This window comes from Streptomyces sp. NPDC050549 (assembly GCF_040655035.1).
Taxonomy (GTDB): Bacteria; Actinomycetota; Actinomycetes; order Streptomycetales; family Streptomycetaceae; genus Streptomyces.
The window spans coordinates 276,170-288,113 of sequence record NZ_JBFAJD010000001.1 but is presented as its reverse complement, the minus strand read 5'-3'; the positions used below and the strand labels follow the sequence as shown (position 1 = coordinate 288,113).

General features: G+C 70.8%; 9 protein-coding genes and 1 pseudogene. 6 read left to right on the top strand and 4 right to left on the bottom strand.

Features of this window, described 5'->3' with window-relative positions:
* Positions 1 to 18: 18 nt before the first annotated feature.
* Positions 19 to 587 (top strand): annotated as a pseudogene (locus AB0I51_RS01295) (superoxide dismutase).
* A 58-nt stretch (positions 588 to 645) separates the two neighbouring features.
* Here the strand turns inward: AB0I51_RS01295 and AB0I51_RS01290 are convergent.
* Together AB0I51_RS01290 and AB0I51_RS01285 are read right to left on the bottom strand one after the other, a co-directional pair.
* Positions 646 to 1,263 carry a histidine phosphatase family protein gene (locus AB0I51_RS01290; RefSeq protein WP_362970168.1) on the bottom strand — a complete coding sequence of 206 codons (618 nt, stop codon included), beginning with the start codon at positions 1,261 to 1,263 and terminating at the stop codon, positions 646 to 648.
* A complete protein-coding gene (locus AB0I51_RS01285; RefSeq protein ID WP_362970166.1) occupies positions 1,260 to 2,699 on the bottom strand; it encodes an FGGY-family carbohydrate kinase in 1,440 nt (479 codons plus the stop codon). The genes AB0I51_RS01290 and AB0I51_RS01285 overlap by 4 nt, the downstream gene beginning before the upstream one ends.
* A 71-nt stretch (positions 2,700 to 2,770) precedes the next feature.
* Here AB0I51_RS01285 and AB0I51_RS01280 point away from each other — a divergent pair, with 71 nt between their 5' ends.
* The 3 genes from AB0I51_RS01280 to AB0I51_RS01270 all read left to right on the top strand — a co-directional run bounded on the left by AB0I51_RS01280 (position 2,771) and on the right by AB0I51_RS01270 (position 5,817).
* On the top strand, positions 2,771 to 3,814 hold the full coding sequence (locus AB0I51_RS01280) for a 2-hydroxyacid dehydrogenase (RefSeq protein ID WP_362970164.1): 1,044 nt from the start codon (positions 2,771 to 2,773) through the stop codon (positions 3,812 to 3,814).
* A 264-nt stretch (positions 3,815 to 4,078) separates the two neighbouring features.
* Positions 4,079 to 5,500 (top strand): FGGY-family carbohydrate kinase, encoded by a 1,422-nt coding sequence (locus AB0I51_RS01275; protein WP_362970163.1) that lies wholly within the window; start codon positions 4,079 to 4,081, stop codon positions 5,498 to 5,500.
* A gap of 110 nt (positions 5,501 to 5,610) precedes the next feature.
* Positions 5,611 to 5,817: a hypothetical protein gene (locus AB0I51_RS01270; protein ID WP_362970161.1), complete on the top strand. Its 207-nt coding sequence runs from the start codon at positions 5,611 to 5,613 to the stop codon at positions 5,815 to 5,817.
* A 4-nt stretch (positions 5,818 to 5,821) separates the two neighbouring features.
* Here the strand turns inward: AB0I51_RS01270 and AB0I51_RS01265 are convergent, their stop codons facing one another.
* Positions 5,822 to 6,472, bottom strand: coding sequence for a DsbA family protein (locus AB0I51_RS01265; protein WP_362970159.1), 651 nt, complete (start codon positions 6,470 to 6,472; stop codon positions 5,822 to 5,824).
* A gap of 149 nt (positions 6,473 to 6,621) precedes the next feature.
* Here AB0I51_RS01265 and pepN point away from each other — a divergent pair, with 149 nt between their 5' ends.
* Together pepN and AB0I51_RS01255 are read left to right on the top strand one after the other, a co-directional pair.
* Positions 6,622 to 9,225 (top strand): aminopeptidase N, encoded by a 2,604-nt coding sequence (gene pepN / locus AB0I51_RS01260; protein WP_362970157.1) that lies wholly within the window; start codon positions 6,622 to 6,624, stop codon positions 9,223 to 9,225.
* 206 nt (positions 9,226 to 9,431) lie between these two features.
* Positions 9,432 to 10,469, top strand: a complete 1,038-nt coding sequence (locus tag AB0I51_RS01255; RefSeq protein ID WP_362970155.1) for a hypothetical protein — start codon at positions 9,432 to 9,434, stop codon at positions 10,467 to 10,469.
* An 85-nt stretch (positions 10,470 to 10,554) separates the two neighbouring features.
* Here AB0I51_RS01255 and AB0I51_RS01250 read toward each other — a convergent pair whose 3' ends face one another.
* Positions 10,555 to 11,763, bottom strand: coding sequence for a glycosyltransferase (locus AB0I51_RS01250; RefSeq protein ID WP_362971107.1), 1,209 nt, complete (start codon positions 11,761 to 11,763; stop codon positions 10,555 to 10,557).
* Between the last annotated feature and the right edge of the window lie 181 nt (positions 11,764 to 11,944).

Here is an 11,944-nt window from a genome sequence, read left to right as displayed (position 1 = left end):
GGAGGGGATCGATCCGTCATACCCGTCCATACGCTGCCCGACCTGCCCTACGACTACTCCGCGCTCGCCCCGTGATCAGACCCGAGATCATCGAGCTGCACCACGACAAGCACCACGCGGCCTACGTCAAGGGAGCCAACGACACGCTGGAGCAGCCGGCGGAGGCGCGCGACAAGGAGCAGTGGGGCTCGGTCAACGGCCCGCAGAAGAACCTGGCCTTCCACCTCTCCGGCCACATCCTGCACAGCATCTACTGGCAGAACATGACCGGCGACGACGGCGGCGAACCCCTGGCCGCGGACGGGGTCGGCGGCCTCGCGGATGCCATCACCGAGTCCTTCGGCTCCTTCGCCGGATTCAAGGCCCAGCTCACCAAGGCCGCCGCGACCACGCAGGGTTCGGGCTGGGGCGTATTCGCCCACGAACCGCTCAGCGGCCGCCTCATCGTCGAGCAGATCTACGACCACCAGGGCAACGTCGGCCAGGGCTCCACCCCGCTCCTCGTCTTCGACGCCTGGGAGCACGCCTTCTACGTGGCAAGGCGTTACGAGGCGGCGGGGTCCCGGCAGACGATCGTGCCCGCATGACTCCACGAGACGTCCTGCCTCGTGATCGTCTTCTCACCCTTCACGCGGGCCGCCGTCTTCAATCCTCCCCACCACACGGAACATTGAGCGACAGCAGAGCGAACTCCCCGTCCCCCACCCGAAGTTCACTCACCGCCGCGTTCCGCAGCCGCGGAAACACCCGCCGGTACTCACTCAGCGGAATCGACAGCGCCCGGCACAGCACCAGCCGCAGCAGGGTGTTGTGGGCGACGACCAGGACCCGCCCACCGGAGTGCGCGGCGGCGATACGACACAGCGCGGCCAGCCCGCGCGCCGCGGCGGCCGTCGGGTCCTCCGACCCCGGGAACGGACACGCCACCGGGTCGGCCCGGTAGGCCTCCGCCGCGCCGGGGTCCTCCGTCGCGAACTCCGCCAGCGTACGGCCCTCAACCACCCCGAAGTCGCATTCGCGCAGGGCGGGTTCGGTGTGGGGGGTGAGGCGCAGGGCGCGGGCGGCGGGGGCCGCCGTCCGGACGGCCCGGGACAGCGGGGACGTCCAGATCGCGTCGACCGGATGCGCGGCGGCCCACCGGCCGAGGTCCTCCGCCTGGGCGACCCCCACGTCCGTCAGGGCGACGTCACTGATGCCGGCGTAGCGGTTCTCGGCGTGCCAGTCGGTCTGACCGTGACGGGCGAGGAGAAGCGTGGTGCTCATGAATGAGGGGTGTCCTGATTCAGTCGGCGGCGGGTGTGCGTGGCGACCGGCGCCGGCAGCCAGCCCCGGCTCTCCAGTTCGTCCACCAGCCGAGCGTACGGCTCGGCGAAGCGGGCCGTACGAGACCGACGGGGTTCGAGGACCGTACGGATGCGGACCATCCGGTCGGCCGTGTCCACCAGTCCGGCGCCCGTTCCACTGTGTGCCGCCAACACCGCCATCCCCAGGGCCGGTTCGACCTGTTCCGGGACTCGGGCCGGGCGGCCGAGGATGTCGGCGCGGAGCTGGTTCCAGTACGCGCTGCGGGCCGCGCCGCCCGTGAAGGTGAGCGGCCCGTCTATCGGGGCGCCGAGGTGGTGCAGATAGTCCAGGCACAGCCGCTCGGTGAACGCCACGCCCTGGAGCACCGCCGCCCAGCGGTCCGCGTCGGAGGCCGGGGTGCCGAGCGTGAAGGCGGTGGCGTCCGGGGCGAGAAAGGGGAACCGTTCACCGGGCGAGGTGAGGGGGTAGGCAAGGGCGCCAGAGGGTTCGTACTCGGCCGCCAGCCTGTCCATCTCCACCGGATCCGCCCCCGCCGGCAGCGCGCCCGCCCCCACGCTCGACGCCCCGCCGGGCAGCCAACTCCCGTCCGGCGCACGGTGGTTGTAGACCACCCCGGCACTGTCCCGGACGGGGCTCGCGGACGCCCCCTTGAGGACCAGTGTGGTACCGAGCACCGAGTTCCAGGAGCCTTCGTACAGCGCCCCCGAGGCGATCTGGGCCGCGCAGCCGTCCGTCATCCCGGCGATGACCGGCGTACCGACAGGAATCCCGGTCGCCTCGGCGGCGACTCCGCAGACCTCTCCCAGCCGAGTACCGGGACGGACCACCTCCGGCAACACGTCACCCAAGTGGGCCAGTTGAGGCGGCCAGGCCTCGCGCTCCACGTCGTAGCCCGTCTTGAGGGCATGACTGGAGTCGGTCGGAACCGTTCCGCCACCCGTCAACCGCGCGGTGATGACATCGGGCTGATGGGTGACCCGCCCACCGCCGTACGCCTCCAGCAACCACAGCGCCTTGGGCAGCGCCCAACTCGTCTGCATCCCGACCCGCGTCGCCTCCGCCACCGCGCGCCCGTCGTCGTACATCACGCCCGGCGTCAGCGGGCGCCCCGCGCCGTCCGTCAGCAGGACGGTCCCGGAGGTGCCGCACACCGCGAGCCCACCGAGCCGTAGCCGTAGCCGCGGCTGTTCCGTCAAGGCGGCTCTGGACGCCTCGCACACCGCCTCCCACCACTCCCCCGGATCCTGCTCGTGCCGCACCCCGTCCCGGCGTCCGGCCAGCGGGGCGGTGCCGGCGCCGAGGACGCGCCCGTCGCCGGTGACCAGCAGCGCGCGGACGCTCTGCGTCCCCAGGTCGATGCCCAGCCACGCCCCGCCGTCACCGTCGAACATCATCCGGACCTCCCACAGGGGTTACGCATTCGGCATTCCCCGTTCATCGTGGCAAAGAGGGAGGGAGCCCCACGATGACCGAGACACTGCGTGTCGTCGCCGCCGGTGACCATTTCGTCCTACCGTCGCTGATCACTTCCGCGATCGCCGAGGAACTGCGCGAACACCCTTTCACCGTACGTGAGTTGAAGCTCGGCTGGCCGCTGGAACCCTTCGGGCGGGTCGCCGAGGTCGAGGAGGCGAGCGACGCCGAGGACGAACTGATCGAGGCCCTGCGGGGCGACGGCGGCGCCCAGGTGCTGGTCACCCAGATGGGCCCGGTCACCGAACGCGTCCTCACGGCCTGCCCCGATCTCCAGTTGGTCGTCGTGTGCCGGGGCGGACCCGTCAACGTCAACCTGGACGCGGCGAAGACCCACGACGTACGGGTGTGCTTCGCACCCGGCCGCAACGCCGCCGCGACCGCCGAGTTCACCGTCGGGATGATGCTGGCCGCGCTCCGCCGCATCCCGCAGGCCCATGAACTCCTTGCCGGGCAAGGGAGTTGGGAGGCGGGGGCCGCCTACTACACCTACGAGCACAGCGGATTGGAGCTGGAGGATCTACCGGTCGGACTGGTCGGCTACGGCGCGGTCGGCAGCCGCGTGGCCCGTGTCCTCTGCGCCTTCGGCGCCCGCGTGATGGTGTACGACCCTTATGTGCACGGCGAGATCCACGGACTGCGCGTCGCGACGCTGGACGAACTCCTGCGCCGCTCCCAGGTCATCACCCTGCACGCCCGCCTGACCTCCGAGACGCGCGGCCTGATCGGCGCCCGCGAGCTGGCACTGCTGCGCCCCGGCGCGGTGGTGGTGAACGTGGCGCGGGGCCCGTTGCTGGACGAGGACGCGTTGTGCAACGCCCTGGAGAACGGCCAGGTGTCGGCGGCGGCCCTCGACACCTACACCCGCGAACCACTGCCCGCCGCATCAAGGCTGTTCGGCCTCACCGACAGGCTGATCCTCACCCCCCATCTGGGCGGCGCCTCCCGCTCCGTCGCCGAGAAGGCGGCACGAATAGCAGCAGAAGAGGTCGGCCGCTGGGCACGAGGGGCTTCACTCGCACACCAACTCCGTTGAGGGCCCACCAACTCCCGCTGTCCCCACGCGCCGGCCGAGAGGCAGCCGCAGGGGCGGGCCGGTGTCGAGAGGCCGTGGGGCCCCTCACGCTCGGGCGAAGCCGAGAGTGGGGGATCGCGGAGGCGCGCAGCGCCGAGCACGGTGGGCCTCTCGGCACCGGCTCAAGGCGCCCCGAAGGCGACCGAACCAAAAGAGGTGCGCGCACGGCGCCTTCTCAACACCGGCCCAGCTTCCCAGCACTTCCAACCCCCAGGAGGCCCCCACATGTACATCGGAATCGACGTAGGCACATCCACCGTGAAGGCAGCCGCCTTCGACAGCACCGGCCGTCAACTCGCCGTAGCCTCCCGCCCGGTGGAGCTGTCGATGCATGGTGGCTACGTCGAGCAGGACATGGACGAGGTCTACTCCGCCGTGGTCGCCGTACTCGACGAACTCACCGCGGACACAACCGACCCGATCGAACTGGCCGGCCTGACCGGCCAAGGCGACGGCGTCTGGCTGGTCGACACAACAGGGCGCCCCGTCCGCCCGGCCGTGTCCTGGATGGACGGCCGGGCGCACGAACTGCTCGACCAGTGGCTGGCGGACGGAACCTTCGAGACGGTGTTCCGGCGGACCGGCAGCGCGATGTTCCCGGGGTGTCCGGGCCCGGTGCTGGCCTGGTTCGAGGCGCACGAGCCGAAGGCGCTGGACGCGGCGGCGCACGCCCTGTTCTGCAAGGACATGGTCTTCCAGCGACTCACCGGGGCAGCGCCCACCACCGACGTCTCGGACGCATCGATGCCGTTCCTCGACCCCAGGACCCGTTCGTACGACAACGGTGTCGTCGAACTCCTGGGCCTGACCCGCCACCGACGCCTGCTGGCCCGGGTCAGCGACCCGGTAGCGACGGCCGAGACCCGCGCCGAGGGACTGCCCGCTGGTACCCGCATCGCGAACGGCCCCTACGACCTGCCCGCCTGCGCACTCGGCGCGGGCGTGACGGAACCCGGGGACGGACTCCTCATCGTCGGCACCTGCCTCGCCAGTCTCGTCGCGACCACCGACCTCGACCTCTCCGGCGAGCCGGCCGGTCTCTACATCTCTCTCGACCGCCCCGGGCACTGGCTGCGCGCGATGCCGGCGATGGTCGGGACGGCTGCCCTGGACTGGGTGCTGTCGACGACGGGCGTCCGGCACGAGGAGGTGGACGCACTGCTCGCGGCGACACCTCCCGGCGCGAACGGCGTACGGGTACTGCCGTACTTCGCGCCTTCCGGCGAACGCGCCCCCTTCGTCGAGCCTCGTCTCCGGGCCGAACTGACCGGTGTCTCCCTGGAGTCGACGCCCGCCGATCTGATCCGGGCGACCTGCGAGGGCATCGGTTACGCGGCCCGGCACTGTCTGGAGGCGGCGGGCCTGACGGGTTCGCTGGCGGTGTGCGGCGGGGGTACGCGCAGCCCGGCCTGGATGCGGCTGCTCGCGGATGTGCTGGGCCGGCCGCTGCGGGTGGTCGAGGGCGAGGTGGGGGCGCGGGGCGCGGTGCTCGCGGCGGCGGAACGGTACGGGGTTCCGCTGGACGCGGCGGCCTGGACGCGGCCGACGGAGGTGGTCGAGCCGGATGCGGGGCGGGCGGCGTACTACACGAAGGGATACGAGGACCATCTCGCGCGGCTGAAGGTGGCGCGGGGGCGGGAACGGTAGCCCGGAGGCGGGCGGACCGGCTGCGGCCCGGCCCCGCGGGCGTTTACGCTCGCGGGGCCGGGCCGCTGGACTGCCGGCGTCGTCTCGTGTGGAGGTTCTGGAGGTTCGACATGGTGCACAAGAGGTGCCCCGGCTGCGGCCCTGGCCCGCTGCGGGAGTTCTGCGACCTCGACGAGAAGGAGAAGACGTTCGTCCGCGGGGAGAAGAAGGACTTCGCCCCCGAGGCGTACATACGCTGTGCCGTCCCCGGCTGCAGGCGCTACCAGCGGCGCCTGAACTGGCGGGACGGCGGCTTCTTCCCCGAGCCGGACAAGTGACGGCTTACAGGTTGCTGAAGTCCGGCCCCTTGGTCCGCGAGCGCTTGATCTCGTAGAAGCCGGGGACGGAGGCGACCGCGACGGTGCCGTCCCACAGCCGTGCGGCCTCCTCGCCCTTGGGGGCGGGGGTGACGACCGGGCCGAAGAAGGCGATCTGCTCACCGTCGGGGCCGGGGACGGCGATGACGGGGGTGCCGACGTCCTGGCCGACCTTGTCGATGCCCTCCTTGTGGGAGGCGCGCAGCTCGGCGTCGAACTCGAAGTCCTCCTGGTCGGCGTAGTCGATCAGGTCGGCGGGCAGGCCGACCTCAGCGAGCGCGCCGGCGATGGCCTCCACGGTCGGGCCTTCGCCGTTGTTGTGGATGCGGGTGCCGAGCGCGGTGTAGAGCGGGCCGAGGATGTCCGAGCCGTGCTTCTGCCACGCGGCGGTGACCACGCGGATCGGCTTCCAGGCCTTGGTGGCGAGCAGCTCGCGGTACTCCTCGGGCAGCTCGTCGAGCTTGGGCTCGTTGAGCACGGCCAGGCTCATGATGTGCCAGCGGACCTCGATGTCGCGGACCTTCTCGACTTCGAGCACCCACCGGGAGGTCATCCAGGCCCAGGGGCACAGCGGGTCGAACCAGAAGTCCACGGGGGTCTTGGCGGTCTCAGACATGGCGCTCCTCGGAATACGGCCGATTTCCCACGGCAACACCGCCCCTCGCCACCTCATTCCCGGGTGCCCGCGGTCAGGGGCGCATGGCAGGATCGGCCCTGACCACACTGCGATGTCCAACAGCGATGACCATCCGAGGGAGTGCCTCCGTGCCCGGTGAGAATCTGTCCCGCGACGAGGCCCGGGAGCGGGCCGCACTGCTGTCCGTCGACGGGTACGACGTGTCCCTCGACCTTCGCTCGGCGGTGGGCGACGAGGCCGGTGACGGGGACGGGCCGCGGACGTTCCGGTCCGTGACCACGATCCGGTTCCGCTGCGCCGAGCCGGGCGCGGCGAGCTTCGCGGACCTGATCGCGCCGGGTGTGACCGCCGTGTCGCTCAACGGCCGGGACCTCGATCCGGGCGAGGTCTTCGACGGCTCCCGGATCCAGCTTGAGGACCTGGCCGCGGAGAACGAGCTGATCGTCGACGCGCAGTGCGCGTACTCCCGTACCGGCGAGGGCATGCACCGCTTCGTCGACCCCGAGGACGGCGAGATCTACCTCTACACCCAGTACGAGCCGGCCGACTCGCGCCGGGTCTTCGCCAACTTCGAGCAGCCGGACCTCAAGGCGCCGTTCCGCTTCGAGGTGCGGGCGCCCGAGGGGTGGACGGTGTGGAGCAACGGCGCCGGTGAACTGAGCGACGGCGTATGGAAGTTCGCGGAGACGAAGCCGATCTCGACGTACATCACGGCGTTCCTCGCGGGCCCGTACCACTACGTCACGGACTCCTACTCCCGTACCTTCGACGACGGTACGACGCTGGAGATCCCGCTCGGCGCGATGTGCCGCAAGGGTCTGGCGCCGTACTTCGACTCCGACGACGTGTTCCTGGTGACGAAGCAGGGGCTGGACTTCTTCCACGACCACTTCGACTACCCGTACCCGTTCGGGAAGTACGACCAGGCGTTCGTGCCCGAGTACAACCTCGGCGCGATGGAGAACCCCGGACTGGTCACGTTCCGCGAGGAGTTCATCTTCCGGGGGAAGGTGACGCGGGCGTCGTACGAGAGCCGGGCCAACGTCGTTCTGCACGAGATGGCGCACATGTGGTTCGGCGACCTGGTCACCATGGAGTGGTGGGACGACCTGTGGCTGAAGGAGTCCTTCGCCGACTTCATGGGGGTGTTCGCGAGCGTCGGCGCGACCCGTTTCACCGACGCCTGGATCAGTTTCGCCAACCGCCGCAAGGCGTGGGCGTATCGCGCGGACCAGCTCCCGTCCACGCACCCGATCACCGCCGACATCCGCGACCTCCAGGACGCGAAGCTCAACTTCGACGGCATCACGTACGCCAAGGGGGCTTCCGTACTGAAGCAGTTGGTGGCGTACGTCGGGCAGGACGCGTTCCTGGAGGGCGCGCGCCGCTACTTCAAGCGGAACGCGTACGGCAACACACGCCTCGGTGACCTGTTGTCCGTCCTTGAGGAGACGAGCGGCCGGGACATGGCTTCGTGGTCGCGGGCGTGGCTGCAGACGGCCGGGGTCAACTCCCTCACTCCGCAAGTGGTGCTGGACGTGGAGGGCGACCGCATCGCCGAGCTGACGGTGCTTCAGGAGGCGGCCGAGTCGCACCCCGAGCTGCGCCCGCACCGGGTCGTGGTCGGCCTCTACCGGACGGAGGACCGACGGCTGGTCCAGTACGAGCGGGCCGAGGTGGACGTCGACGGCGCGCGGACGGTCGTAGTGGAGCTGGCCGGTGCGGACGCGCCGGAGCTGGTGCTGGTCAACGACGAGGACCTCACATACGCCAAGACCCGTTTCGACGCGGTGTCGTTGGCGACCCTGCGGGACCGGCTCGGGGCGCTGACCGACCCGATGACGCGGGCCCTGTGCTGGTCGGCGCTGTGGAACATGACGCGGGACGCGCTGCTGCTCGCACCCGACTTCATCGACCTGGTGATGCAGTTCGGGCGCCGGGAGACCGACATCGGTGTGCTGCAGATGCTGCACGCGTGGGCGAACTCGGCGCTGGTCAACTACTCGCCGCCGTGGTGGCGTGAGACGGGCGCGAAGCTGCTGGCGCACATCGCGGAGCGGGATCTGCGGGACGCCGAGGCCGGCAGTGAGCAGCAGTTGGCCTGGGCGCGTTTCTACGCGTCGGTGGCGTCGGCGCCGGAGGAACTGGCCCTGTTGCAGGGCCTGTTGGACGGCACGGAGAAGATCGACGGTCTGGTGGTGGACCAGGAGCTGCGCTGGGCGTTCCTGGAGCCGCTGACCGCGCACGGCGTTGCCGACGAGTCCGTGGTGGCCGCCGAGCTGGCCCGGGACGACACCGCGTCGGGCAAGCGGCACCAGGTGCGCTGTCTCGCCGCCCGTCCCTCGGCGGCGGTCAAGGCGCAGGCGTGGGCGCAGGTCGTGGAGTCGGACGCGCTGTCCAACGCGTTCGTCGAGGCGACGATCGCGGGCTTCGTGCAGCCGTCGCAGCGGGAGCTGCTGGCACCGTACACGGAGAAGTACTTCGCGGCGATCGAGCGGGTGTGGGAGGAGCGGTCGATCCAGATCGCCATGGATGTGGTGAAGGGTCTGTTCCCGGCGTTCCCGACCGCCGAGGACGGCCCGGCGACGCTGGCCGCGACGGACGCGTGGCTGACCTCCCACGAGGGTGCGGCGCCCGCGCTGCGGCGGCTGGTACTGGAGGCGCGGGACGATCTGGCGCGGGCGCTGCGGGCGCAGGAGGCGGACAACGGGGGCCGGGGCGCCCAGGGCTGACCCTTGGCCTGTGATTGGTCTCTCCGTGACCGTTACTGAATACAGGTAATCGCAGCCGTAACCCCTGGTCCATCCCATCCGGACCAGGGGTTTTCGGTGCCTACTCGGCATCCGAACGCCTGTCCTTTAGTACCGCATCGTCCGGATTTGTCGACAGGCGTGTAACAGCGGTTAGGGAGCGGATCCGGCGCGGAAAACCCCGTTGCATGAACCACAACACCCCCCTCTCCCCCCGCCCCCTCAGCCACCTCTCCGAGGTGCACCGCCGGGTTCTGACGACGGCTCAGCTCCGTACACACGGCGTCCCGGCCGCCGAGGTGAACGAGCAGTGCCGTCCCGGCGGCCCCTGGCAGCAGCTCCTCCCCGGCGTCGTCCTGCTGCACTCCGGTCCGCCCACCGGCGAGGAGCGGCTGCACGCGGTGCTGACGTACGCGGCGCGGGAGCGGACGGCAGGTGTCCCGGTCCAGCCCGGAGCGGAGGAGCCGCACCGGCCGACGTACGGCGAGACGATGGTCACCGGCCTGGCCGCGCTGGCCCTGTACGGCTTCGCCTCGGCCGGACCGCTCGCGTCCCTCGACCGCGTCGACGTCCTGGTCCCCCGGATGCGCCGGCTGCGCTCGACGGGCTGCGCCCGCATCCTCCGCACCCCGGCGCTCCCCGCCGCGCGGCAGGTGAAGGGCGTACCGGTCGCCCCGGTGCCGCGTGCCGTCGCGGACGCGGCGGCCGGGCTGTCGGACGCGAACGCGGTCCGCCGGCTGCTCACCGAGGCGGTACGCGGCGGCCACTGCGAACCGGCCGCGGTGGTACGGGAGTTGCACGACGCGAAGCTGCTGAGCCGCCCGCACGTGGTGGACGCGGTGGACTCGCTGCTGGCCGAGGGCCGCGCGATCGCGGAGGACCGCCTCTACCGGATGGTGAGCGAGTACGGCCTCCCCGACCCGGTGTGGAACGTCGACCTGCGGCTGCCCGGCGGCCCGCACCTGGGCGGCCTGGACGCGTACTGGCCCGAGCAGGCGGTCGCGGTCGAACTGGACACCCGCGCCCCGCGCCAGGACGAGGACGCGCTGTGGTCGGAGTACGCCCGCAAGCGCGAGCACCTGGAACGGCTCGGCATCACCGTCGTCCACATCACCCCCAGGAAGCTCCGCGAGGGTCTTGAGCAGCAGGCGGCGGTGGTCCGTACGGCACTGATGGCGGCGGCGGACCGCGATCCCGCCGCGTATGTCGTGGTGCTGCCCCGGTAGTGACGGACCGGGGCGGCATCAGGAGGGGAGAGGAGGGGCCACCGGGGGGTCGGTGGTCCCTCCTCATTTATGGCCGCACTTGTGGCTACAGGGGTTCGGGGAGGGGTGGTGGGGTCGCGCTGGTGGTGGTGTGACTGGTGTGGAGGCCGTCGAGGAGGGCGGCGTAGGAGGCGATCATGCGCGTACGGCTGAAGCGTTCGCGGCTGCGGGCGTGGGCCTTGGCGAACTCCGCGCGGCCGATGACCGCCTCGGTCCAGGCCGACGCGATGGCGTCCGGGTCGGGGGGCGTGATGATGCCGTGCCCGGCGACGATGGACGCGCTGTCGCCGATGTCGGTGGCGACGGGCACGGCCCCGCACATCATGCCCTCGATGAGACAGAGGGGCGCGGCCTCGCCGAAGGACGACGTCAGCGCGACGACGTCCGAACCGGCGTAGACGGTCTCCATGTCCCGCCGCACACCGAGCAGATGAAGCCGCGCGGTGAGTTGTGCTCTGTCCGCCCCGAACTCGGCGTCGATGTCGGCGGCGAGGGCGGGCTGGTTGTCGGCGGTCATGCCCGTGCCGCACATGACGACGTGGCCGGCGGGTTCGCGTCGCAGCCACTCGTGGGCGGCGGCGAGGAAGAGCGGGATGTTCTTCATGGTGGCGTAGCGGGCGGCGAACACCACGACGGGAGCGGTGTCCAAAATCCCCAGGGAGGCGCGGAAGGCGAGCCGCCGGGCCGGGTCGGGCCGAAAGCGCAGCAGATCGACCCCATTGGGGATGACGTGGAGGACCTCGGGCGGGATGCCGGCGGCCTGGTAGGCGTCGCGGGTGGACTCCGCGCAGCAGACACAGGCGACGACCTTGCCGTCGGCGATGGCGGCCTTCAGTTCGTCGAGGGCGGCACCCTGGTGTTCGGGGTCCGAACGGTGCAGGCACACGACGACCGGCCGACGCGGCAGGCCTCCCTGGTTCAGCAGGGAGAGCGGCTGTTCCTTGAGCGACAGGACGACGTCGGCGTCCGCCAGGGCGCGGGCCGCGTCGGCCAGCTCCGGGCCCGTGAACCCGGAGCTGATCTGCCCCTCACCACCGCCGAAACTACGACCGAGGGTGGAGACCCCGACACCGGCCGCGGTCAGTTGCTGGTAGCAGGCGTCGTTCTCCATGGCCTGCCGGGTTGCTTCTCGGTGTACTTCTCCGTGGATGCTCAGCACCGAATGATGCTGGCCGCCCTCCACCAGACCCATGATGACGTCGCTGTGGACGATTCGGGCTCCTCCGGAGAAGAAGCCCTCGTAGACCGACAGCACGTGCAGTTCGTGTCTAGCGCGCACACGACCACCCGCCTTGCGTATGAATCGAGCCATCCCCGTGAACAGCGGGTTAGCCGTTATGAGGCGGCACGGACATTTCGCCTGAATGAACTGGGCGTCTCGTATCCGAGTCCGGTTGGTTATCCCGGGGTCAATTGGTGGCGAGAAGCCCGCGCCC

Excerpts from the sequence above, each read along its gene's own strand:
- AB0I51_RS01280 (WP_362970164.1), top strand. The coding sequence starts at position 2,771 with ATGACCGAGACACTGCGTGTCGTCGCCGCCGGTGACCATTTCGTCCTA.
- AB0I51_RS01255 (WP_362970155.1), top strand. The coding sequence starts at position 9,432 with ATGAACCACAACACCCCCCTCTCCCCCCGCCCCCTCAGCCACCTCTCC.
- AB0I51_RS01275 (WP_362970163.1), top strand. The coding sequence starts at position 4,079 with ATGTACATCGGAATCGACGTAGGCACATCCACCGTGAAGGCAGCCGCC.
- AB0I51_RS01285 (WP_362970166.1), bottom strand. The coding sequence starts at position 2,699 with ATGATGTTCGACGGTGACGGCGGGGCGTGGCTGGGCATCGACCTGGGG.
- AB0I51_RS01265 (WP_362970159.1), bottom strand. The coding sequence starts at position 6,472 with ATGTCTGAGACCGCCAAGACCCCCGTGGACTTCTGGTTCGACCCGCTG.
- AB0I51_RS01290 (WP_362970168.1), bottom strand. The coding sequence starts at position 1,263 with ATGAGCACCACGCTTCTCCTCGCCCGTCACGGTCAGACCGACTGGCAC.
- AB0I51_RS01270 (WP_362970161.1), top strand. The coding sequence starts at position 5,611 with ATGGTGCACAAGAGGTGCCCCGGCTGCGGCCCTGGCCCGCTGCGGGAG.